Origin of the sequence: Rossellomorea vietnamensis (assembly GCF_008180615.1) — a bacterium.
GTDB classification, from domain to species: Bacteria; Bacillota; Bacilli; order Bacillales; family Bacillaceae_B; genus Rossellomorea; species Rossellomorea vietnamensis_D.
This window is the reverse complement of sequence record NZ_VTEH01000016.1, coordinates 87,483-110,143: the sequence shown is the minus strand read 5'-3', so window position 1 is coordinate 110,143 and position 22,661 is coordinate 87,483. Positions and strand designations below refer to the sequence as shown.

At 41.1% G+C, this 22,661-nt stretch carries 23 protein-coding genes; 5 read left to right on the top strand and 18 right to left on the bottom strand.

Features of this window, described 5'->3' with window-relative positions; all coding sequences use genetic code 11:
* Positions 1-184: hypothetical protein (locus FZC79_RS23475; protein ID WP_215727442.1), on the top strand; the 184-nt coding region annotated here is incomplete at its 5' end.
* A gap of 173 nt (positions 185-357) precedes the next feature.
* Positions 358-1,104: a class I SAM-dependent methyltransferase gene (locus FZC79_RS18000; protein WP_148948135.1), complete on the top strand. Its 747-nt coding sequence runs from the start codon at positions 358-360 to the stop codon at positions 1,102-1,104.
* A gap of 612 nt (positions 1,105-1,716) precedes the next feature.
* Here FZC79_RS18000 and FZC79_RS17990 read toward each other — a convergent pair.
* Both FZC79_RS17990 and FZC79_RS23465 read right to left on the bottom strand, forming a co-directional pair.
* Positions 1,717-2,013, bottom strand: a complete 297-nt coding sequence (locus FZC79_RS17990) for a type II toxin-antitoxin system RelB/DinJ family antitoxin (RefSeq protein WP_148948134.1) — start codon at positions 2,011-2,013, stop codon at positions 1,717-1,719.
* 145 nt (positions 2,014-2,158) lie between these two features.
* Positions 2,159-2,428, bottom strand: coding sequence for an SEC-C metal-binding domain-containing protein (locus FZC79_RS23465; RefSeq protein ID WP_252183383.1), 270 nt, complete (start codon positions 2,426-2,428; stop codon positions 2,159-2,161).
* Between the two features lie 171 nt (positions 2,429-2,599).
* On the opposite strand from FZC79_RS23465, the gene FZC79_RS17975 reads away from it, so the two are divergent.
* Positions 2,600-2,998 carry a hypothetical protein gene (locus FZC79_RS17975; protein ID WP_148948133.1) on the top strand — a complete coding sequence of 133 codons (399 nt, stop codon included), beginning with the start codon at positions 2,600-2,602 and terminating at the stop codon, positions 2,996-2,998.
* A gap of 52 nt (positions 2,999-3,050) precedes the next feature.
* Here the strand turns inward: FZC79_RS17975 and FZC79_RS17970 are convergent, their stop codons facing one another.
* The 4 genes from FZC79_RS17970 to FZC79_RS17955 all read right to left on the bottom strand — a co-directional run bounded on the left by FZC79_RS17970 (position 3,051) and on the right by FZC79_RS17955 (position 10,211).
* Positions 3,051-3,905 (bottom strand): malate synthase, encoded by an 855-nt coding sequence (locus FZC79_RS17970; RefSeq protein WP_148948132.1) that lies wholly within the window; start codon positions 3,903-3,905, stop codon positions 3,051-3,053.
* 1,544 nt (positions 3,906-5,449) lie between these two features.
* Positions 5,450-7,240, bottom strand: coding sequence for an ABC transporter substrate-binding protein (locus tag FZC79_RS24085; protein WP_148948131.1), 1,791 nt, complete (start codon positions 7,238-7,240; stop codon positions 5,450-5,452).
* 37 nt (positions 7,241-7,277) lie between these two features.
* A complete protein-coding gene (locus tag FZC79_RS17960) occupies positions 7,278-8,768 on the bottom strand; it encodes an ABC transporter permease (protein ID WP_148948130.1) in 1,491 nt (496 codons plus the stop codon).
* A 12-nt stretch (positions 8,769-8,780) separates the two neighbouring features.
* The gene (locus FZC79_RS17955) at positions 8,781-10,211 is read right to left on the bottom strand and encodes an ABC transporter permease subunit (RefSeq protein WP_252183382.1); all 1,431 of its coding nucleotides are present in this window, start codon (positions 10,209-10,211) and stop codon (positions 8,781-8,783) included.
* 151 nt (positions 10,212-10,362) lie between these two features.
* Between FZC79_RS17955 and FZC79_RS17950 the strand changes: the two genes are divergently transcribed.
* A complete protein-coding gene (locus FZC79_RS17950; RefSeq protein WP_148948129.1) occupies positions 10,363-12,084 on the top strand; it encodes an ABC transporter ATP-binding protein in 1,722 nt (573 codons plus the stop codon).
* Between the two features lie 218 nt (positions 12,085-12,302).
* Here FZC79_RS17950 and FZC79_RS17945 read toward each other — a convergent pair whose 3' ends face one another.
* The 9 genes from FZC79_RS17945 to rlmD form a co-directional block, all read right to left on the bottom strand.
* A complete protein-coding gene (locus FZC79_RS17945) occupies positions 12,303-13,322 on the bottom strand; it encodes an alpha/beta fold hydrolase (RefSeq protein WP_148948128.1) in 1,020 nt (339 codons plus the stop codon).
* A gap of 206 nt (positions 13,323-13,528) precedes the next feature.
* Positions 13,529-14,443, bottom strand: coding sequence for a sensor histidine kinase (locus FZC79_RS17940; protein ID WP_148948127.1), 915 nt, complete (start codon positions 14,441-14,443; stop codon positions 13,529-13,531).
* 22 nt (positions 14,444-14,465) lie between these two features.
* Entirely contained in the window at positions 14,466-15,215 is a 750-nt protein-coding gene (locus tag FZC79_RS17935) for an ABC transporter permease (protein WP_148948126.1), read from the bottom strand.
* On the bottom strand, positions 15,208-16,131 hold the full coding sequence (locus tag FZC79_RS17930; protein ID WP_148948125.1) for an ABC transporter ATP-binding protein: 924 nt from the start codon (positions 16,129-16,131) through the stop codon (positions 15,208-15,210). Before FZC79_RS17930 ends, FZC79_RS17935 begins: the two co-directional genes overlap by 8 nt.
* A 97-nt stretch (positions 16,132-16,228) precedes the next feature.
* Complete coding sequence (locus tag FZC79_RS17925) at positions 16,229-16,921, bottom strand: response regulator transcription factor (protein ID WP_148948124.1); 693 nt, start codon at positions 16,919-16,921, stop codon at positions 16,229-16,231.
* Between the two features lie 571 nt (positions 16,922-17,492).
* A complete protein-coding gene (locus tag FZC79_RS17920) occupies positions 17,493-17,903 on the bottom strand; it encodes a protein-export chaperone SecB (RefSeq protein WP_148948123.1) in 411 nt (136 codons plus the stop codon).
* A gap of 28 nt (positions 17,904-17,931) precedes the next feature.
* Positions 17,932-18,177 carry a hypothetical protein gene (locus FZC79_RS17915; protein WP_148948122.1) on the bottom strand — a complete coding sequence of 82 codons (246 nt, stop codon included), beginning with the start codon at positions 18,175-18,177 and terminating at the stop codon, positions 17,932-17,934.
* A 5-nt stretch (positions 18,178-18,182) separates the two neighbouring features.
* On the bottom strand, positions 18,183-18,710 hold the full coding sequence (locus FZC79_RS17910; RefSeq protein WP_148948121.1) for a hypothetical protein: 528 nt from the start codon (positions 18,708-18,710) through the stop codon (positions 18,183-18,185).
* Between the two features lie 296 nt (positions 18,711-19,006).
* Positions 19,007-20,380, bottom strand: a complete 1,374-nt coding sequence (gene rlmD, locus FZC79_RS17905; protein ID WP_148948120.1) for a 23S rRNA (uracil(1939)-C(5))-methyltransferase RlmD — start codon at positions 20,378-20,380, stop codon at positions 19,007-19,009.
* A 145-nt stretch (positions 20,381-20,525) separates the two neighbouring features.
* On the opposite strand from rlmD, the gene FZC79_RS17900 reads away from it, so the two are divergent.
* A complete protein-coding gene (locus FZC79_RS17900) occupies positions 20,526-21,278 on the top strand; it encodes a hypothetical protein (protein WP_148948119.1) in 753 nt (250 codons plus the stop codon).
* 27 nt (positions 21,279-21,305) lie between these two features.
* Here FZC79_RS17900 and FZC79_RS17895 read toward each other — a convergent pair whose 3' ends face one another.
* The 3 genes from FZC79_RS17895 to FZC79_RS23320 all read right to left on the bottom strand — a co-directional run bounded on the left by FZC79_RS17895 (position 21,306) and on the right by FZC79_RS23320 (position 22,606).
* Entirely contained in the window at positions 21,306-21,746 is a 441-nt protein-coding gene (locus FZC79_RS17895) for a GNAT family N-acetyltransferase (protein WP_148948118.1), read from the bottom strand.
* 365 nt (positions 21,747-22,111) lie between these two features.
* A complete protein-coding gene (locus FZC79_RS17890; protein WP_148948117.1) occupies positions 22,112-22,300 on the bottom strand; it encodes a hypothetical protein in 189 nt (62 codons plus the stop codon).
* Between the two features lie 159 nt (positions 22,301-22,459).
* Entirely contained in the window at positions 22,460-22,606 is a 147-nt protein-coding gene (locus FZC79_RS23320) for a hypothetical protein (protein WP_187442862.1), read from the bottom strand.
* Positions 22,607-22,661: the final 55 nt, after the last annotated feature.

Here is a 22,661-nt window from a genome sequence, read left to right as displayed (position 1 = left end):
CGTCCACCGCCTGGTTCATTTAAAGGATATTGAAAAGATGAAAGATTTAATGAAAACTCTAGAGTTAAATAAAAAACAAATCCAAAAGGTAAATGAACTCCGAAAACATTGCGGAAACGACTCAATCATAAATTGGAATCAAAGTGCTTCTATTAATTACATAGAAATGAATGAATTGGATTAGTTGGGGCGCCGTATGCGGTGAAAGCCGCACGTACGGTGCTAGCAGGGGGAAAAGGGAGCGATAACTTCAAACCCTTACCTATCTGTCATGAATAAAGTGAACTTTAAAAAGTATTCTACGTCTAACTTTTTTAGAAAAACACATTAATTAATCGCTAAGATTGGGGACCTATTATGAAAAATGAATTTGATAATAAAACTAAAGAATATTCAATTGGAAGACCAACCTATCCAAATGAAGTATTAAAAATACTTAGTGAACTAGGTGTTAATAAACAATCTACCATAGCTGATATTGGAGCAGGTACGGGAATTCTTACACATATGTTAGGAAGTTTGGAGTGCAGCGTTTTGGCCATTGAGCCAAACGAACAAATGCTTTATGAGTGCAGAAAGCATTGTAAGGATATTAATAATATCCAATTTATTAAAGCTCCAGCCGAAGAAACGTCATTGAAAGAAAATAGTGTTGATGTTATCACTATTGCACAGGCATTTCATTGGTTTGATAAGAATTTATGTAAGAAAGAATTTCAAAGAATCTTAAAAGATGATGGATATGTGCTTATTTTGTGGAATGAAATGCAGACAGACAGTCAATTTGCTCAAGAATATACAACAGCTTTACATAAGTATAAAGTCAAAACAACTGCCGCAATTTCTAATTTTGACCCAGATGAAGAGAAACTTAATTTCTTTGGACAAGATTACACCAAGGTATATTATGACAATTGGCAAACAGTAACAGAGGAAGGTTTTGTAGGAGGAGCACTATCTTTATCATACACACCATCAAAACTAGATAGTATGTATGTTGAGTTTGTTGCAGAACTTCACCAACTATTCTCAAAATATCAACAAAACGAAAGAGTAACTTTCCATTATAAAACAGAGGTATGTATTTGTAAGTTTTCAGAGTGATATTCTTTATGCTATTCAACAAAAGGGGGCGTTAATGGAAGAAGAATGTCAAAAGGCTTAGAAGATAAAACTTCTAAGCCTTTTTGCTTTTACCGCTAATTGCTCGCTATAGCAGGTTAAATATGCTGCTAAAGTGCTTGCTAAAACCCTTGTTAATTCACTGGTTATTTTAAATTTTCTCTCCCTGAAACCAACCCGTTAGGCTGAGCCTCGTCCCTTTTTACTTACTTAAATAGTTATGTGAGTTTAACAATTTACTTACTTGCCGAAAAATCAGGTTTTAATACTCAGTCTTTTTCAGCTGTTCGTCAATATTTCTTCCTCCATACATGACTCGGATAATGGTCACTGTTTTGCCTTTCTCTCTGGGTATATAGAAAACAGAGAAATTATCCACTGGCTTCCGGCAGAGCCCTCGGCTATGCCACGGCTCTGCTTCAAATGAATGAAATCTAAATGGTATTTCAGCCAGACTCATTATGGCATTTCCAAACCGCTCTAACTGCCTGGCAGCAATCTCAGGTTCGAGCAGAGTAAAAGCAATATATTAATAAATACCCCTCAAATTTGAGGAGACTTGTTCTGTTAATTCAATCCTATATTTCATATATCTTAATCATTACGGATTTCTAAAAAAACCTTCTCAAGAGCCTTTGTGTTTCCCTGTACAAAATCAGCATATCCCATTTCTAACTCTTCATTTAACTCCCGTTCAGTCAAACTCAGAGCATCCAAAGGCTTTGTTGAAGGGAGCTTAACATCAAAGGGTATACCTCTTTGCATAACAACCTGTTTAAGGAAGATATTTACTGCATTCGAAACAGGAATGCCTAATTGGCCAAGGATCAATTCAGCCTCTTCTTTAAGTCCGGGTTCAAGCCTCACAGAGAGATTTGTAGTTTTTGCCATTGCTACTCACTCCTTTCTTACTTATATCTTATGCTAATGTATGTACATTAGCAATACATCTATGGATAATCAAAAAAAATATTGACTTTCTAAAATAAACATCTTTTCTGCGGAATAAACGGTTTATCTTTCATTTTAAAAATTTCTATTTCCCGCAGCACTTTTTGTACTTCTTCCCGCTGCCGCACGGACAGGGTTCATTCCTGCCAACGGATGGTCCGCCTCTTACAGGTTCCGGAACAGGGGCTGCATCCCCGTCATCATATCCTTTAAGATAACCCGGCAGCAGCGACAGTTTTTCTGCATAGCGTTCAGCATCAAAGTGTTCTTCATTTTTCATCATGTAAAACATTTCTTCAGTCAGGACACTGGCGATCATTTCTTTTGTTTCATTCTCTTCAAAACCCTCTGCCACTAACCTATTGAATGGTTTTCCTTGTACACACTGGGTCATTCATGTTCAACGGATTATCCACCACTTCCAATAGGTGAGATTTCAATTTATAATTAACCATTAAACACCCTCCCATTCCTATAGTAATAGTTAGCTCTAAATGGGAAAAATTCTTTAAAGTGAGGGATAAATTTGGCTAAAAAAAAGAAACGCAAAAGCAAGAAAAAAGAATTTTGGGGACTTACGAGGGAAGAACGGCAACAGGCAGCGATCTCCTGGGTGAGCGAGTATGAAGGCGACAATATTGTAAAGGCTTATTCTAAAAAGTTCCGTCTTAACCTGAAGAACTCGATGAAGGAACTGTCGAGTTTTGGTTTTACCATAAGCAGCGAAGAAAGGGCAGAAATAAAAAGATTAATAGATATTCAAAAACAGGAAAAAGAAAACAAAAAGAGGAAAAAGGAAGCTCGTGAACTGCAGGATTTAATTGAATCTGATGAAACACTTGCTTTTATCGCGGGATATACTGAGGGCGGTGCTCCTTTTGGCATTAAACATGAGGAGATGCAAGAGATTGAGAATGAGGATTAAATATAAACAAAAGGATACCACTCCAAATGAGCGGTATCCTTTGTTATTTTCATCAAGACCGCATCAATGCCCCATTAGGCTTCGGCAGATCCTGCTCTATAATTTGATTCATTCTACAGAAATGATCTAAAAATTGCTGTGCCTGTTTTTGTTCCTCAGGGTCACTTTTCAATGAAACGATATCCTGCAGGATTTGAGCCATCCACACATTATCAAAATAACGGTACTTCCCAGTATTCCATGTCATTTTATCCGGAGATTTTTCATTAACATAGTATTTCCAGAAAAGCATCTGATCTGCTTCTTGTTCTGTCAGCTGCAGTCTGTATTCCTCATGAGCCGGAATCGATCCATCTTCACACAGCTTACCGATGAAACCATCTTTCACCATGAAGACACCCAAAATCCGTCTGTCTTGTTCAGGCTTGCTGGAATCTATCTCCGTCAGCAGGACAGCACTGTTTTGGTGCAAGCGAATCGGTTTGTTTGGTTTACCCTTGTTGGCACCGCTTTTGATTGCACCAGAGGAAACCTTCCACTCTGAAAAGACAGTGTTCTGTTCTTCTGTGTCACACCAGGTCACCATTTGGGATTCGGGATGAAGCTTATGGTTTCTCATGAGCTTTTCATGTCCCAATCGCAGCTCCTGATATTTCCGCTGCAGCTTTTTCTCCTCTTCCTTCTTCAGTTCTTCCTCTTTTTGTTCCAGTTCCTTCTGTTGAATAATTTCTTCAAGTGAATTAGCCGCATTTTGATCATGTATTTCCAGATGCTCTCCAAATACATCAGGGTAAACAAACTTTTTATTTTCCGATGCGAAATGTATTTCAATGACTGTATCATTATGTTTAACGATACTTCCCATGCCAAACCGCTTATGTGTAACTTTCTTATCGATTAAATTCAATATACTAGTCCTCCTTGTGTAATAACTCGGGTCCTATTACCTTAAAAGCTCACAAAACTGTTTGAATTTCCTTCGGTTTTTATAAGATATTTAAGAACGCACGCATTTAAAAAACTACTTAAAGCCAATTATAACATTTTTTAGGTAAAAACGCAAATTTATTCTTGACAACGCGATTTAATGCGAGGTAAAATGTAGTTTTGTTCAATTCCAATGCTCTTGTATCCACTTTGTTTCAGTTGGTTTTTCCTCGAAAAACTTCGTACATTTCACGATAAAAAATGACCCAGATGAATCTACTGGACCTGACATAAGATACGCCTATTTTTAAGGGACAAGACTGCAGCTTGTCCCTTTCTTGTGATATTACTCTTGTATGTACAGTGAAGTTCATAGCTGATAGGCAATCAAAAAAACTGCCCACTACACGACCTTGAATTAACCCGGCCCGACTCCATTGTGAGTATCCCGATCAGAAACTCACGGCCACTATCAACTGATTCTCCCGTCGTTAAAAGCATTCTTCGTGTAAGCATCGTGATCCTAGGAGTGGTTTTCGATGTTAGGTTTCCTTCGGGAGCTGGGTGAGGGACACCTAGAGGCTGTTTTTCGATGTTAGGTGTCCTTCGAAAGCCGGTGAATGACACCTGGTGGCTGGTTTTTGATGCTAGCTGTCATTCGTGAACCGGGTGAGGGACACCTGGAGACTGGTTTTTGATGCTAGGTGTCCTTCGGGAGACCGGTGAGGGACACCTGGAGGCTGGTTTTTGATGCCAGGTGTCCTTCGAGAGCCGTTTGAGTTACACCAGGTGGCCGGTTTTCGATGTTAGGTGTCACTCCAGAGCTGGTTGAGTGACACCTGGAGGCTGGTTTTCGATGCCAGATGTCCTTCGGGAGCTGGGTGAGGGACACCTGGAGTCCATTTTACGATGCCAGATGTCCTTCGGGAGCTGGGTGAGGGACACCTAGAGGCTGTTTTTCGATGTTAGGTGTCCTTCGAAGGCCGGTGAATGACACCTGGTGGCTGTTTTTTGATGCTAGGTGTCATTCGTGAACCGGGTGAGGGACACCTGGAGACTGGTTTTCGATGTTAGGTGTCCTTCGAGAGCCGTTTGAGTTTACACCAGGAGTCCGGTTTTCGATGCTAGGTGTCATTCGTGAACCGGGTGAGGGACACCTGGAGACTGTTTTTTGATGCCAGGTGTCCTTCGAGAGCCGTTTGAGTTACACCAGGTGGCTGGTTTTCGATGTTAGGTGTCACTCCAGAGCTGGTTGAGGGACACCTGGAGGCTGGTTTTCAATGCTAGGTGTCCTTCGGGAGACCGGTGAGGGACACCTGGAGGCTGGTTTTAAATGATAGGTGTCCTTCATGTCCCGGGTGAAGCATGGATATTCGGGATGGAATAAGGCGTCACCTTATCCAGCCACAATCTTTGCGAAAAGAGCCTTTGGAAAAACCGCATTACTTAAAAACCTCTAAACAGAAAAATGCCTGCCTCCTTATGAAAAATTGGAGACAGGCACTTTATCTATTCTTTAATTACTTATTGCTCAAGATATTCATTTAAGAACTCTTTTGCCTTTTCACTGTCAGCCGATACTTCTAAGTCAGTCTTAACCAGGGGACTTACTGTCGAAACAGCTTTCATTTTGTTTCCTTGGTAGAAACTGATGAATTCTTCCTGGTTTACAGAGTAAAGAATGGCTTTACGCAGTGCGGCACTTTCGGAAACTTCACGGTCTTTCATATTGAAAGCAAGGTATGAAACTCCATTGCTTTCGTTTTGTTGCAGCGCTAATTTTTCGTCATCGTTTACGAGATCATATTTTGTTTCAGGCACGCCATTCAGAATATGAATTTCTCCGTTTCGTATTGCTGATAGCGCACTATCCGCATCTTGAATGAATTTTACTTCAATTTCAGATACCTTTGGTTCGTTTTCAGTTCCTGGCATATAGGCAGGATTTTTCACAAATTGTGCTTCATAGTCATTTTTAACCGTTAAGATATATGGACCGCTGGCATACAAGTGATTATTATAGCTGCCGCCTTCTGTTACGGTTCTTTGATCGCCGTAAGGTACATCTGTATTCACATCGAAGCTTTCTACGTCATACGTATTGATGCTTTCCACTTGTTTTTGTGAAACAATACCGGCAGATTGGTGCGCCAGATAGTTCAACACCTGCGGGAATGGGTTAACCGTGGTTACTTTGACCACCTGATAAACACCGGAATTATTTTTCACTTTTGTCTTATCATCCACCAGCTGGGTGATTTCCTGGTCTACTCCTGCTTCCAGGGCTTCGCGGATGGTTTTGCCATCTGCTGTTTTTCCATCAAGCTCGCTTACATCATTAACGATTGAGATGGAATCCATGTTTTCATGAAGACTGAATGTACGGTGGTCCGGAACGGATTTCGGATCCTTCGCCCGGTTCAGAGAAAACACGACATCTTCTGCACCTACCAGTTCACCGGTATCCACTGCTTGATTGTCATTGACAGCCGCAAAATGGATATCATCTCTTAGCAAGAAGTAGTAATCTTCACTGCCCTCAGATATTGCGTGGTTTAAAGAAAGTGAACCATCGGATACTACCTGATCATCATCTGTCAGGTTGACTAATCGTACATACATGTTTGTATTTAATGTATTGATCGAACCGTCATTCCCTTTAATAGGATCTAAAGAAGTTAAAGAACCAATGGATTGATGAACAATCAACGGCTCGCTGTCACGTTTCGATTGGTCCACGAAGTCGTACTGTTCCCATACCTGCGCCCTGGATTTTGGTAAACGCACAGTTGATTCATCGACTACCTGATCATTAACAGCTTGAGCTTTATACGAATTGAACAACGGTGCAATGTAGGCATTGTCCAATACCACATGCTGTTCCAGCTCTTTATAGGTTTCTTGATATTCTTCAGGCAATTCCTTAGCAGCTTGTTCCACTAACTCATCCGCTTTCTCATCAGCAAACAAGCTGTTGTCACCGTCAGAAGTGAATAATGAACGAACAGCATAATCAGGGTTACCGGTTACGGTTGTCCAACTGTTTACTGCCAGATCGTAGTTGCCCGCTTCCTTTTGAGAGGTGAAGCTGCCGTAATCAGGCTGGATATTAAGCTTTACGTCAAAACCATTTTTCGTCAACTGGTCACGCAAAATGTTCATATCATCCTCGCTTGCAGCCATCCCTAAAATTTCAATCTCTGGTACTTCACCTTTTGGATCTGATGTCGGCCCTTCTTGTACATCTGATTCAGTCTGGACACAGCCTGCTAAAAATAATACGAAGGCTGCCAGCAAAATTCCTATTTTCTTCATCTTTACATCTCCTCTATTTTTCATAAAATCAAATCTGTTAATCTATCTTCGGATCCAACGCGTCCCTCAGCCCATCTCCAAGGAAGTTAAATGACAGGACCAAAAGAATAATGGATATACCGGGGAAGATCGCTAAATACGGATTGGTCTCTAAGTACATACTGCCGATTTTTAAAATGTTTCCCCATTCCGGAATATGCGGCTCCACACCCAGGCCTAAGAAGCTTAGGGAGCTCGTGGCAATAACGGCCGTACCGATTGTTAAGGTAGCTTTCACAATCATCGGGGCAAACGCATTGGGAACAATCTGCTTGGAGATTATCTTCCATTCGTTCTCTCCCAAGGCTTTGGCCGCTTCCACGAACTCTAAGTTTGATACCATCAAAACATTCGCTCTCATGGTTCTTGCATAGGTTGGAATCGCGCCTGCGCTTAATGCGATGATCAAGTTAATCGTACTGGATCCGAACGCGGCAATAATCGCAATCGCGAGCAGGATCCCCGGCACAGCATATAACACATCAAGCAGGCGCATGATGATATTATCAACCGACTTTTGATAATATCCGGAGACTGCTCCCAGCACTCCCCCTATGACCATTGGAATAAGTGTGACCAACAAGCCGACAATTAGGGAGATTCGTGCGCCGAAGACGATGCGGGAAAAAACATCCCGGCCAAAATTATCGGTGCCAAAGGGATGGGCCAGGCTGGGCTCCAGCAATAGTGAGCTATAATCGTTCTCCGTGGCAAAGCTGTTCACAAAGGTTCCGTAGCTCGCAACCGACAGAGCAAACATCAAAAACACAAACAGAAAACCCAGCATGGCTGTAAAATTTTCAGTCATGCTTCTCCAAAACTTATTCCATTTATCAATAGTGGAAGCATCTCTGCTTATCGACTTCATCACTAAGCTGTAACCTAAAATCAGCCCGAAGAAGTTTCCCGTTAAACCTATAATAAAAACGACAACACCCAGCCATTTATATAAGGGCTTCACACCCTTTTTCAAATCTACTTTAGCCAGCAGAATGACCAATGACAATTCAATGACCATCGCTATGACCAGCAATGCCATAGAAGGCACGAAACTATTTGACACATATGGCTTGAATATATTGAACAGCGAAATGCCGAAAAGCAGATATTGAGTAATGAACATATAATAAGCAAGGGTATATTCGATGGAATCATTTTTTAGTAACACTCGAAAAGCGAACGCCGCCGTGAAAATGTTACCAACAAACAAACTCAGCAATAGAACAGCACTCAATAATCTTGTACGCCTCTGGATAACTCCATAGATCAATAAATCTTTCCTCAGGAGGATGGCCATGATTCCCTGCCAAACCGAGGAAGCCAAATATGCAGCCGATACAATGACCCATGCCGGACCCCAATTTCCTTGTGCAATATCATAAGCATTGAAGAAAAAAATCAACCCTAATATGAATGAAAGACACATGGAAAATATAGCGTTCTTATATTCTTGTGATTGTTTTAGTGCAAACTTCTGTTGGGTCGCCATTACATACACCTCTTAAGAACTTTTCATTTGGGAGCGGATTCGCGGATTCAATAGCGCATAAATCATATCAACCACAAGGTTTACAATAGAGATTGTAATTGCTATATAGACCACCCCGCCCAAAATGGATGGAATGTCCGGAATGAATTGTTTATCTACGATGTAGCTTCCAAGGCCGCTGATATTGAAGACCTTCTCGGTGACGGCAGCTCCGCCAAGCATTCCCCCAAACTGCAAACCTATCACCGTGATGATAGGGATCATGGCATTTTTCAATGCATGATGAAAAAGAATTCTCCGCGGTTTAAGTCCCTTCGCCTTAGCTGTCACGATATAATCCTCGCTGATTACTTCAAGAATCGATGAGCGTGTCATCCGGGCAATAGATGCCGTCAGCCCTGTCCCAAGGACAATGACAGGCATAATAATAGATAACAAGTCATCAGGTGAATAGGTTGCCGGCAGCAAATGCCACTCAATCGAGAAATTCAGGATGAACACCAGACCCAGCCAGAAATTGGGGATCGATAAGCCGATGAGGGCTATGAACATAAAACTATAATCCCAAATCGAATTGCGTTTGGCTGCTGAAATGATACCGATCGGAATCGCAATGAGTATGGCCATAAACAAGGATGATACCGCAATGAGTAAAGTAATCGGAAATCTATTGGCAATACTTGCCGATACGTCCTCATTCCCAGTGTAGGATGATCCCAAATCAAAAGTGAGGATGCCCTTTAACGCGTCCACCAGCTGCACTATATACGATTGATCGAGGCCGTACTGGCGGTTGAACTCCGCCCGCTGCTCCATCGTCGCCGATTCGCCTAAGATATTAGCAGCCGGATCTGATGGCGAAAAATAGAGAATCGTAAAGACGAAGATTGCTACAGATACTATCACAAAGACAGTCATCACCAGCCGTTCGGCTGCATATCGCAGAAACGGCCTGGAATCGATCCATAAGAACAAATACATCAGAATCCCCGGTATAAAGCTAACCAGGATAAAGGCTCGGTTGCTTAAGCATTCTCCAAAGAATTGCAGATAACTTAATTCTTTTTCGTTTCTCTCTGCCAAATTAGCCTTCGCCAATTCTTCAGCTTGTTCATCTGCCAGCTTCCCAGCCTCATGATTCATCTCCTGCTCATTTATTGGCCTATTAAAAAAGCGCTGTTTACTTTTGTATTGATCTTTATAGTTTTCAACCCAGCGGCCGTATAATGCAGACTGTCTAATCGCTTTAGTCTCATTTTCGAACAGCTGCTTATAGGGTGAATTTTTATATGTAATTCTATAGAAGATCCAGGTGAAAAGATGAACAGGAAGTCCGAAAAGTATTAGCAAATACTTAAATAAGGGCTGTTTACTATGAGCATCATTCCGCTTTTCAAGGCCGGATTTTCTTGGTTCTATCTCTTGCTCCTTTTCAGAAATCAAACACTCACCCCCTAATGCCTATTTTTTTAAGTTGATTATTCCGAGTGAATTAGTGTAGATTTAAACATGTACTAAAGTATAGGCAGTAAATAATCTGATGTCAACTTCTAATTTTGATAGATAAACCACTAAGAAAAAGAGGCTATGCAGCATGAATAAATTACTAACAGTCAACAATTTACACATATCTTTTCATTCTAATAACGAGGTTTTCAACGCTGTCAAAGGAGTGACGTTTGATGTCCGCAAAGGAGAAACACTCGGTATAGTAGGAGAATCCGGTTCCGGGAAAAGTGTAACAGCAAGGTCGATCATGCAGCTCCTTCCTTCTCCCCCGGCATTAATGTCAGATGGCTCCATTGAATTTGATGGCAAACCGATATCTTCTTTCACAAGCAATGAAATGGAAAAAATCCGCGGAAAAGACATCAGTATGATTTTCCAGGACCCGATGTCGTCCTTGAATCCTGCTACTAAAGTGGGGAAGCAAATTGATGAAGTGTCCATCAAACATCAGGGACTTTCAGCCAAAGAAGCAAGACAGCAGTCCATCGAAATGCTCAAGCTTGTGGGCATTACTAATCCAGAAGAACGCTACGAACAGTATCCGCATGAGTTCTCAGGAGGGATGAGGCAGCGTGCGATGATTGCCATGGCGCTTGCCTGCAGGCCAAAGCTTTTGATTGCCGATGAACCGACGACTGCCCTGGATGTAACAATCCAGGCACAGATTTTACGTCTTATGAAAAAAATTCAAGATCAATTCGGCACATCGATTATCTTGATCACCCATGACTTAGGTGTCGTTGCGGGTATGTGTGACCGGGTTGTGGTCATGAAAAAAGGCGAAATTGTCGAAAGCAACACCACAGAGAAAATCTTCTCTTCGCCTCAGCATCCTTATACCAAAAAGCTGTTGAATGCTTTGCCGCGGCTAGACGAAAAAAAGCAGCCTAAGGGAACGATTGACCTGCCTGACGATATCGATCCGAGCCGGCCATTAATTGAGGTCCGCAAATTAAAACAAGTTTATCCTTTGGGCGGGGGAAGAACGCTGAATGCAGTGGATTCCATAAACTTTTCTATACAGCCGGGTGAAACGCTGGGACTCGTTGGCGAATCCGGCTCTGGAAAATCCACTACCGGAAGACTCCTGCTGCGCCTGCAAGATGCAACCGATGGGGAGATCCTCTATAAGGGGATGGCGATCAACCGCTTAAACAAAAAAGAATTAAAGCAGCTGCGCAAAGAAATTCAGATCATTTTTCAAGATCCCTACGCCTCCCTCAACCCGCGTATGAAGGTGTTAGATATCATTGGACATCCTTTGGATATTCATAAGCTGGTGAAAAATAAAGCTCAACGAAAAAAACGGGTTGAAGAGTTATTAGAACTAGTCGGCTTGGAAAAAGCACATGCGGACCGCTTCCCTCATGAATTTTCAGGCGGCCAGCGCCAGCGTATCGGCATTGCCCGCGCGCTTGCGGTTAATCCGAAATTCATCGTTTGTGATGAGCCCTTATCTGCATTGGATGTATCCTTGCAGGCTCAAATCGTCGACTTATTAAAAGATCTACAGAAAAAGCTAGGGCTGACCTATCTGTTTATCGCTCATGATCTATCGATGGTCAAACACATCAGTGACCGAGTGGGAGTAATGAACGCCGGTAAGATTATCGAACTGGCAGAAAGTGAAGAGCTATATAGCAATCCGCTCCATTCGTACACAAAATCACTGCTCGTAGCTGTTCCAGTTCCCGACCCGGCAGTCGAGAAGAACAAACTAAAGCAGGAACTACCCGAAGCGGCTCACTATGATTTCCACCACAGCTCTTTAGAGGAAGTGAAACCCGGGCATTATGTATTAACATAATAGATTTCTGCTGCCCACTTTTCACTCTTCGAAAGCAGAGCGTAAAAACCCTGAAATTTCCTTGTTCAAAACAAGGAGGATTCAGGGTTTTTTTATAGTGAAAATTATGCGGATAATGCAATCGAGATTAATCCTTCTTTCAATTCCATTCTAAATGGGTTTAGCCAGATGCACCCCCGTGCTGTTAGAGCTCTTCAGGCTGATCTTCTTATGTACTATTAACTATGTCTCAATTCTTCTATTAAATGTTGTTCAATACGCGCCGTGTCTTCCTCATGAAAAATATGGCCGGACTTATCCATCCATATAATCCGCTTCCCCATAACGGCATCCAATTGTTCATAGTACGTCTCAAGCAACTCACCAAATACATGGATATCTTTTTTACCATGAATAAATGTAACGGGAATATCGATCTTCTTTATAGTTTCACCAAAATTAATCTTTTGTATGTCAGTGATAAAATCATCGGAATAGACAAGCTTAAACCCTCTATAAAAGGTATGATACATATCTCTTAATGAGTAGTCTTTGGATTTTAACATGGAAATGGTAATCGAAAATAAACTCGGTCCTTTTATGATTTCATCGCTGTAGACAATCGTTCCAAATCTTTGCTGCCATTTGCGTAAAACTCCCCACTGTTTAAAGCTTTCCAGAAATGGCGGCTCACCGACAGAATTTAATTCCTCTATGGCTCTTTTATTATTACGTTTTTTCGCTTCCTTTTTGGCCCAGGATAATCCTAATCGATCATTTTCCGTCCAGCTTACTATCTGCGATAAGCCAATATACGAGTAATATTTCTCGGCATTCTCACTTACAGTCTTTAATCCTATGAGCGATCCCCATGAGTGGCCGGCCAGGAAAATCTTTTCCTTAACAAACCGCGTTCTTAAATAGTCCGTTACCTCAACTGTGTCTGAAACAAATTGATTAACTGTCATGGACTCCTTTGGAATAGACTTATGAAAAGATTTCCCCGTCCCCCTCTGATCCCAGAACACAACAATAAAGTGCTTCACAAGGTCCTTTGTATTCGTAACAATCGTATAATTTCTCCCTCTGCTTGATACACCTGGTAATGGCAGCGAAGGGCCTCCATGTAAAAATAAAATGACAGGTTTAGTAAGATCTTCTCCCTGAATAAGAATGGATTGATCAATTCCACCAATCTTAACAGAGGTAATTTCGCTTATTCCATTTTCAATAATAAAGTCCATCCTTTTCGAACCCATAGAATCACCTTCAATCCAATGTATGGTAAAAACCGATGATAAAATTAAGTATAATTATATCTTAAAACCTAGCTCTATTTTGTTTACATTTGGAAAATTAATCTGAATGTCCACGAAAAAAAATCCCCCAAACTAATTAGTCTGGAGGAATCTACAACTTATACTAAACCCGTGGTACAGGGGGACGGATGCGTCGGCTAAACCCTTTATTGTATAGATGGTTTTTCGCCTTTCCATTCACAAATCATGGTTAATTGATTATCCTCCAACTCAGCCGAAATACTGCCGTTCATTTTTTCCATCAAGCTTTTCGCAATCGGCAGTCCAAGTCCGGTGCCTTTTCCTGTCCGTGTCTGATCAGCCTTATAAAAACGGTCGAACAGGTGGGTGACGTCTTGTTCACTAAGATTATCGACGGAGTTGGAAATCCTCAGCTGAACCGCTGCATCCTTTTGGTCCAGCCTTATGACTACATGGCCGGTTGAATATCGAATCGCATTGACTATCAGGTTTTCCACGACCCTTTTTACAGCAGAGGAGTCGGCCATCACCATAATATCATTGTCTGGAATATGGATTTCCGGCTCTATGTTCCTTTTATTGAATTCCTCATAAAAGCCCAGCAGCGCCTCTACAATCAAATCGTTGAAGGGGACTCTCTCCATATTCAACGGATAGTCCGCTTGTTCGATAATCGACAGCTCGAAAAAATCTTCGAGAAGGACCTTCAATCTTCCTGCACTATTTTTTATCGTTTCGATGTATTCCTTCTTCAACTCAGAGCTAATTTCATCAGATTCCAAAAACTGAATATACCCCAGAATTGATGTCATAGGAGTGCGGATATCATGTGAAATATGGGAGATGGCCTGCTTCAACTCGTTTTCTGTGGAACGCTTGACTGCCTCCGCATGCTTCGTCAGGTCGATCTGGTTATTGATTTCCTTCGCCAGTTCTTCAAAATGAGCATCATTATATAAGATATCAATTTTCTTAGCTGTTTTATTTTGGTTGAGATCACGGAGCTGCCAGGTTGTATGGTTAATCTCTTTTTTCAGCAGGCAGAAACGAGTGAGGACAAATGCAAGTGCTGCCACGACGATTATGAATAAATAGAGCATTTGTTCTCACCCGCTTTCTTGGTTACTTAATTTCTTTTCGTTTAAAAATAAAGACGCCTACACCCCAGAATAGCAGGAACGTTAGAATCGGAATCACCACAAGGAATACCACGTCACCACTCTTCAAGCTGTCCACGATGCTGATATCGTAAATCAGTTTAAAAACAGAATGACTGATGATCGGTTCAAACGCTGGGACTTTGGCTGCCAGAACTTGCAGCGGCCAGTCAGCAAAAATAAAGAACATCAACAGGAACCCGATCGTTTTTCCACTGTCGGTAAACAGTATCGAAAAAATCGCCATGATGGATGCAAAGGCAGCTCCATATAAAACAATCAATCCTAAGGTTTTGAGATAGAAGGCCATTTCGGGCATGCCTTCAAAACCAAAATAGATCGCACTTGCCGCTGTCATCACGATTGGCAGCACTAGTGAAATGATAACGGCTCCAAGTGAAAACACTATTAGCTTCGCTGAATAGATCCGCAGCCTGCTTTTACCAGAAGAGACGATACTTTTCATCGTCCCCGTGGAGTATTCACTTGTAATAAAGAACCCGGCGAGGATACTCGGAATTAGCTTTACGATATTGGCATGAGGACCAAGAATGCTTTCCAGATAGTAATCCTTCACAGCTGGCAGGCCTGCAGCACCATTATCAAATTCTATAAGAGGAAACAGCACCGCAGCAGCAAGCAGCATCCACGTTAAGAATCGGAATGATCGGTCCTTCCTTAACTTATACCACTCTGTTCTCAGTAAGTTACCCATGCTGCACACCCCCGATACGGCGGCTGAAATAGCTTTCCAAATCTTCACCCATAGGCATGAATTCTTCGATGACCAAGCCTTCATTGGTTAGGATCTTAGAGACCTTTCCTGGTGAATCAACAGAGGCAAACAGCTTGATTGTCCCATTCGGCATGACTTCAAATTCCTGTGTTGCTAACCGGCTTTCTATTATAGTCGCAGCCTTGCTTGGATCATCTACTTTGATATGCAAGTACTGCTGGCATTTTTCATGAAGCTCTTTAGCAGATAACTGTTCCAGCAGCTCTCCTTTATGGATGATTCCATAGTGGGTGGCCAATAAATGAAGCTCACTTAAAATATGGCTCGAAATCAAAATCGTGATGCCATATTCTTTGTTTAGCTTCTTCAACAGTTCGCGGACTTCCACAACCCCCATAGGATCCAATCCATTAATAGGTTCATCCAGGATTAGAAACTCGGGATCACCCAATAACGCAATCGCCAAGCCGAGACGCTGCTTCATTCCTAAAGAAAAATTCTTGGCTTTCTTTTTCCCTGTATCCTGCAAGCCAACAAGCTTAAGCGTTTTGTCGATACACTCTTTACCTGGTATTCCCCTCAAGAGACGGTGTGCTTCCAGGTTTTCTTTGGCCGTCATCTGAGGATATAAAGCAGGACCTTCAATAATCGTGCCGATTCTCTTTCTGGCCTCAATGATATCCCGTTCACTATTTTTCCCAAACAATTCAAATGTCCCTGAGGTTGGATAGGCAAGTCCGGTTACCACCCTGATCAGCGTTGATTTTCCGGCACCGTTCTGACCGATGAACCCATAAATAGAGCCTTTTTCTATCCTTACACTTACTTTATCAAGCGCCATGTTCTTCTGATATCTTTTCGACAACTGGCCCGTCGTTAGTACAAACTCATTCATTCAGAGTTTCCTCCTTACGTCATTATTCAATTTCGTACACTTCTACACTATAAGAAGGAAAACATAAGAAACTCTTAAGTGAATTCTTAAGAAAACCTTAAGATTTGAGTTTGTAGCCCATTCCCCAGATTGTCTCAATATACTCTTCATCCCCATTAGCTTTCGCCAGCTTGCTCCTGATATTGCTCAAATGGACATTGATCGTATTGTCATCTCCGTAAAATTTTTCATTCCACACGCTCTCGAACAGATTCGCCTTGGAAAAAACCTTATTAGGAGAAGACATCATCAAAAGTAGAATTTCATATTCCCGCGCAGTCAATTTAAGTTGAGTTCCGTTCACAGTTACAATCTTCGCATCCATGTCCAAAACAATATCTTTATGGGTCAATTGATTCGTATTCACCAAACCCGATAGATCACGATATCTTCTGAGACATGAATCAATCCTGGCTGAAACCTCTTCAATATCAAAGGGCTTGGTTATGTAGTCATCAGCACCCGCTCTTAACGCACTAATTTTGGATTGCGTCTCAAGCTTCGCAGAGATGATAATGACAGGGATATTACTCTCATTCGTTACCTGTTTTAAAATCTCTTCTCCAGACAACCCCGGTAACATCAGATCAATCAGGACCATATCCCACTTCCCACTGTCCAGGTAAATCATCGCCTCTGTCCCGGAATAAGCGGGTTTAGGTGAATATCCGCTTTTACTGACAATATTGCACAGCAGGCGGTTGATATCTTCGTCGTCTTCGATTATTAAGATATTTATGGAATCTTTCATTGGAATCACCCTTTTATTTATTAACCCTATCATTTATTTAAATTTTGGGGATGTCAAGGGGTGTTAGATAGTGATTGTCCAGACATAGGGAAATGAGCTCAGCGTTATGCGCTCAGTAAAAAGAAAAAGTCTATGGAGTTTAAAAGGGTGGATGGTAAAGTAACTTCAGAAATTATATACGATAATACCCTTGGTTCGCCTATCCTTTTACATCATAAAAATCCAAAAAATTAACTATAGCCATTTATAAAAAAACAAGAGATATGGGGTGTGTAATGGAAGGAAGTTGGAGAATTTTTTCAAATCAATCTGTATCAATATCGATTCCAAATTTTCATGAGGAAAAAGAGAAAAAACCATCGAGGTAATTGCACTCCTTCGGTCCAAACTAGAAGAATGTAGATGTAAATATTAGGATCTCTAAATGACTTAACTCCAACTAATTTTTCTTCACTGTTTGAAAAATATCTTTGTGATTAAGCCGTAGAAGAACCTAAAAAGGCAACGCTCATCTTTACACTACTAATTAGACAAAAACCACCCCAAATAGGGTGATTTTTGTCTAGTATTATTAATTTTGATTATTATTTTCTCTTTTAAAATAATTAAATACATTTATAGGAGGTAAGATTACCGGAGGGATACCAGATTGAGATGTAAAACTAGTAATAAATGCTCTTATATAAGGTAATAAAATTGCCATTGCATTAAACTCGAACTCTTGTATACTTACATTCTCACACTCAAAATGACCTACAATTGTAGTTTTCATATAAAAAGGAGCTTTACCATCATTAAAGTCTTCATCAAATAAAATACATGTTAATTCTAATTTAGCCTTATCTTCAGTTTCTGACAACATTGCACTTGCATTAAAATCAAACTCTAAATCAAAGTCACCAGCTTCTACATAATTTCTTTTAAATATAGTTTCTTCAACTAAGAAATCATTAAACTTTAATACACTCTTTATATCACTCATAAAATACCTCGTTTATAGATTAATAGAATTAACTAGCTAAAGAGTAATTAATTTGGGGAATATATTCTTCTGCCTTCCCAGATCCTATTTCAGGTTTTAATGTATATTTAGACTTCAATTGAAAATGCATTTCTTCATTTAGATTATCTTCTTTGACCGTTATTTTACCAGAACCCTTCTTAACATTAAATCCAGCATTTAATAACTTAGCTAATATCTCATCTCTGGATAATCCGTCAAATGACTCTCTAATTTCTTTTTTAATATTATTCATTAATTTCACCCCGTTTTGGATGTTAGTATTTGTTTCTTTTTAATTATTCCATTATGCTTTGCACAGAGTTCAATTCCATTGGAAAAGCGAGAAAAAAGACGTCTATTGTCTTTCCTGTCATTTTCCTGGTAAGTATATGTGTATGCTCTTACTAAGAGTATACCCCTCTTATTACATATAAAATCTAAAACCTTACCTTCTAATTGGCTTTTTTCTTCCTCCAAGTCGATTCCATTTTCAACCATTATTTCTATGAGTTCGTCTCTTGCCTCATAAAAATCTCTTGTATCATTGCTATAAGGATGGGAAACATCAAAAATTTTATCCTGCGGGACCTCTAAAACAGTTTCTAATACTTCAATGGAAGTACCGTATTTATAATGAGCCCAGCTTTCTGCCAAAATAGAGTTCTCCTCAAAAAAATAGGCTCCCTTTCCTAACCACCCGATTTTTGGACTAATAACAAAGTTCGTTTGTTCAATTCTTCTTGCATCAGACCTTTTAGTTCCATGATAACCTACAAAAGTTGGCATTTCCTTACCTCATATTATGTTATTGTTGACAAATATTAGAACCTTATTCATATTCCTCTTTTAATTCTACAGAAGTTATTTCAATCCTTCAACAAATTCAGGTCAAATTTCCTGAATTTGTATAAAATTTCAACTTCATATACCTCATATTAATTTTATCGGCTAATAATTGAAACATTTTATCTATTATCAATCATACCTGGTGACCAATTGATGAAGGGACTGAGTAGCCGAATCGTCCTATCCATGTAAAAAGGGACAAGGCACCTGTCCTTGTCCCTCTTATGTGTATTCAGTTACCTTAAAACCAACTGCGACACACACTCAACATGCATCGTCTGCGGAAACATATCCACCGGCTGCACTTCCAGCGTCTTGTACCCGCCGTCTTCCAGCACTCGCAAATCGCGTGCAAGAGTCGCCGGATTACAGGATACATAGACAACCTTACGCGGCTTCATTTCCAGAATGGTGTTCAATAAAGCTTCGTCGCAGCCTTTCCGAGGCGGATCGACTACAAGGACGTCCGCTTTGATTCCTTCTTCGTACCATCTTGGGATGACGACTTCTGCCGGTCCTGCTTCGAATTCTGTGTTGGTGAAGCCGTTCAGTTCGGCGTTTTTCTTCGCGTCTTCTATCGCCTGCGGGACGATTTCGACTCCGTATACTTTCTTTGCTTTTTGAGCAAGAAACAGAGAGATGGTCCCGATTCCGCAGTAGGCATCGATGACATTTTCATCTCCGCTCAAGTCGGCATACTCCAATGCTTTTTCATAGAGTACCTTTGTCTGATCAGGGTTCACCTGATAGAAGGAGCGTGCTGAAATGGCGAACTTGACGTCGCCGATGAAATCATAGATGACTTCTTCTCCCCAAAGGACATTGGTTTGGTCTCCCATGATGACGTTTGTTTTCTTGGAATTCACGTTTTGGATGACCGATTTGACTCCTTCAATGGAGCCCACGATTTCTTCGACGATTCTATCTTTATTCGGAAGGTCTGCAGTGCGTGTCACCAGGACCACCATGACTTCGCCGGTTTGGTAACCGTAGCGGGACATGATGTGTCTTAGTGTTCCACGATGCTTTTCTTCATTATAGGGACGGATTCCGTATTTCTGGCAGATTTCTTTTACCTTTTGGACGATCTCGTCATTTTTTTCATGCTGGATGATGCAGCGGTCCATGTCGATGATTTCGTGGCTCCGCTGTTGATAGAAACCGGCAACCAGTCCGCCTTCTCTTTCTCCTACCGGGACAGCTGCTTTGTTGCGGTACCTCCAAGGATCTTCCATCCCGAGGGTCGGGTGGACCGGCACTTCCGGAAGCTTGCCGATACGCGCCATGACATCACGGACGTGTTTTTCTTTTGCCTTCAGCTGTCCTTCATAGGAAATATGCTGAACCTGGCAGCCGCCGCATTGATGGTAAATCGGGCATGGTGGCTCCTGCCGGTACTGGCTTTCCTCATGAAGCTCGACCAGTCTGCCGAAGCCATAGTTTTTGCTGGCCTTGACGACCTTGACCTTGCCTCGCTCACCAGGGAGGGCATTCGGTACAAACAATGGATAGCCGTCGACTTTCGTGACCCCGTTCCCGTCGTGGGTCAGGTCCTCGAAATAGGCATCCTCTATATAATCGTTTTTGTTAACGGGTGCTCTTTTGCTCATCGTATTACTTCCTTCGCTCATTTTGTCGTAACTGATTGTACCATAATTGAACCGATGATTGCGAAAAGCTGTAAGTTCCGCTCAACTGGTAAATTTTATGGTAAGGTAAGAATAAGAAATTCCCCTGCAGAGGAGGAAGGTTTCAATGAAAAAGCTGACTGATTTTACTCCTTTTCAATGGATAGCCGCTGAGACAGAACCTGTAGACTTTGACAATTGGAATGGCAGCCGGGTCCTGAATTTCATTCCAAATAGATTCAGTCATTATTGTAAAATTATGCATCCTTTTTACCGAAACCTGAAAGTACTAGACGAAAAACTCTTATGGAGTGAATGTGTTCCCGGTGAAGATATTGAAGTTGAGACCGGGGAAAGGATATGGTTTAAAGATCTAGCCTTAAAATACAATTTACAGTACACCAAAGAGATCAGCTCTCATTCTATTGTTCACCTTCATGGCGGCAGCGGACCACAGTATTTACTCTTTCCTCATGAAGGGACCATGGATAAGGAAACCTTAGAAGAGATTCTTCCCGTGATAAAATCTTTTACAATGGATTCCTGCTACTTTCAGTACAGCTTGCTTGCAGCTGCCTTTTATAACGAGCCTCATGGAGATGGCTATCTATTTTATGGTGACCTGGGTGGCGTATTTAATTTGTATGAGAGCAGGGAACATATCGGCTCCCCAAGTTATTGGTGGAATGAAAACAGGGACTGGTGCCTGTATACAGATCATGATTTGGACTTTTCCTTATTTGGCGGAAGCAAACGAATGCTGAACACTCTAAAGGCGAGTGATTTTCTGGAGGTCATTGAAGTAGATAGGGATACGCGCGTGGATTACAAAGCGGATGTGATCAACCATCCGTTTCTAAAGAAAAAAGGACGGCCCTGATGTTAAAGGCCGTCCTTCATTCACTATTTACAAATATTTGATGACAGCCATTTCCCTGCCAAATCGATCTCCGTTATCCACAAAGCCAAGACTTCTATAGAGAGTATGCGCCCCTTTATTATCCGGATGATAGCCGACAATAATTTTTTCTGAGCCCGGCAGCTTCGCCATTTCATCCAGCATAAGCTCGGTAGCTTTTTTCCCTATCCCTTTGCCTTGGTATGCTTTATCGATCATGATTCTATAGATCCAATATCCGTCGAGTTCTTCTTTGACAGAGTTGAACATGAGAAAACCAGCAGCTCTCTCGTCATAGAAAATGGCATAGGCTTTCAATGATGGTTCAAATTTTGTCTGGGCGATGGAAATCGCATTGGATTCCATGTACGTTGATTGTTCCACCGTCAATTCGAGCTGGCAGCAGTCGTACCAGTTCTCTTCACTGATCTCTTCTATTCTTACATTCATTCTGTTTTCCCCTTTCGAATTTGGGGAACGCTTCTTAATCTTTGTTAATGAGGCGTGATCCCCTTATATTTACAGTTGTTAAAATTAGATTGTATTCTCATAATGAACCCCTCCCTTAACAAAGATTGCCTGATGGTCAGACTTTCCAATTATATCATGTATTTCAAGTCTCCAAGAAGAGATACAATGGTTTGAGAAAGATAGATACCTGGTTCCCTGGCTTCTTTACTTTTTAATCTTCTTTTTCCTATACTTGTTTCCTGCAATTGTACCCCCGAATATTGCAATGAACATACCGATCCAAATGAAGATATTCAAATTCCCTCCTCCTCGTGAACATCATTTTTAATCTCTCTAAAAAGAAGTTACAATTTATCAGGATCCTCAATAGTCATTGAATCTACATTCCCGCATGACGCACAGCACCTTATCAGCATGGCCGTCCCGGAAATGATTTTTCCAGGTTTCTTCACGCTGTCATAATTCGAGTTTCCGATTCTTCCCGTTTTGCTTTCCGTATGGCCGCATTTTTCACAAATAAAAGTATCCGTCATTGTTTTCCCCTCCCGTTACCTATACTACTGATTCTAGCGTAAAAAAGTTTCATCAATACCTATACAAACTCAATTTTCTAACGCAAAAAGGGTGAAACCAATTTGTTTCACCCTTTCTTCTATCATCTATTTTTTGTTTTTCCGCTTGGCCAGGAATAACTATTTCCTTAAGTTCTCCTGATCCTTCAAACGATTCTGCTGATCCGGCTTCCTGCTCTGGTCCTCTATGCTCTCATTCTTCTTCTCTTCTTGAAAGTCACGTTCTACATCTCTTAGGTTTTCATTCTTTTCTTCTTTACCTGACATGGAACATCCCTCCTGACTTTTTATCTGTTTTCCCGTCAGGATCTTTATGAAACAC

Coding starts and splice junctions, on each gene's coding strand:
- FZC79_RS17915 (WP_148948122.1), bottom strand. CDS start 18,177: ATGAATAATATTAAAAAAGAAATTAGAGAGTCATTTGACGGATTATCC.
- FZC79_RS17930 (WP_148948125.1), bottom strand. CDS start 16,131: ATGAATGAGTTTGTACTAACGACGGGCCAGTTGTCGAAAAGATATCAG.
- FZC79_RS17920 (WP_148948123.1), bottom strand. CDS start 17,903: ATGAGTGATATAAAGAGTGTATTAAAGTTTAATGATTTCTTAGTTGAA.
- FZC79_RS17950 (WP_148948129.1), top strand. CDS start 10,363: ATGAATAAATTACTAACAGTCAACAATTTACACATATCTTTTCATTCT.
- FZC79_RS18000 (WP_148948135.1), top strand. CDS start 358: ATGAAAAATGAATTTGATAATAAAACTAAAGAATATTCAATTGGAAGA.
- FZC79_RS17940 (WP_148948127.1), bottom strand. CDS start 14,443: ATGCTCTATTTATTCATAATCGTCGTGGCAGCACTTGCATTTGTCCTC.
- FZC79_RS17990 (WP_148948134.1), bottom strand. CDS start 2,013: ATGGCAAAAACTACAAATCTCTCTGTGAGGCTTGAACCCGGACTTAAA.
- FZC79_RS23320 (WP_187442862.1), bottom strand. CDS start 22,606: ATGTCAGGTAAAGAAGAAAAGAATGAAAACCTAAGAGATGTAGAACGT.
- FZC79_RS17900 (WP_148948119.1), top strand. CDS start 20,526: ATGAAAAAGCTGACTGATTTTACTCCTTTTCAATGGATAGCCGCTGAG.
- FZC79_RS17910 (WP_148948121.1), bottom strand. CDS start 18,710: ATGCCAACTTTTGTAGGTTATCATGGAACTAAAAGGTCTGATGCAAGA.
- FZC79_RS17890 (WP_148948117.1), bottom strand. CDS start 22,300: ATGACGGATACTTTTATTTGTGAAAAATGCGGCCATACGGAAAGCAAA.
- FZC79_RS17895 (WP_148948118.1), bottom strand. CDS start 21,746: ATGAATGTAAGAATAGAAGAGATCAGTGAAGAGAACTGGTACGACTGC.
- rlmD (WP_148948120.1), bottom strand. CDS start 20,380: ATGAGCAAAAGAGCACCCGTTAACAAAAACGATTATATAGAGGATGCC.
- FZC79_RS17925 (WP_148948124.1), bottom strand. CDS start 16,921: ATGAAAGATTCCATAAATATCTTAATAATCGAAGACGACGAAGATATC.
- FZC79_RS17960 (WP_148948130.1), bottom strand. CDS start 8,768: ATGGCGACCCAACAGAAGTTTGCACTAAAACAATCACAAGAATATAAG.
- FZC79_RS17935 (WP_148948126.1), bottom strand. CDS start 15,215: ATGGGTAACTTACTGAGAACAGAGTGGTATAAGTTAAGGAAGGACCGA.
- FZC79_RS17945 (WP_148948128.1), bottom strand. CDS start 13,322: ATGGGTTCGAAAAGGATGGACTTTATTATTGAAAATGGAATAAGCGAA.
- FZC79_RS24085 (WP_148948131.1), bottom strand. CDS start 7,240: ATGAAGAAAATAGGAATTTTGCTGGCAGCCTTCGTATTATTTTTAGCA.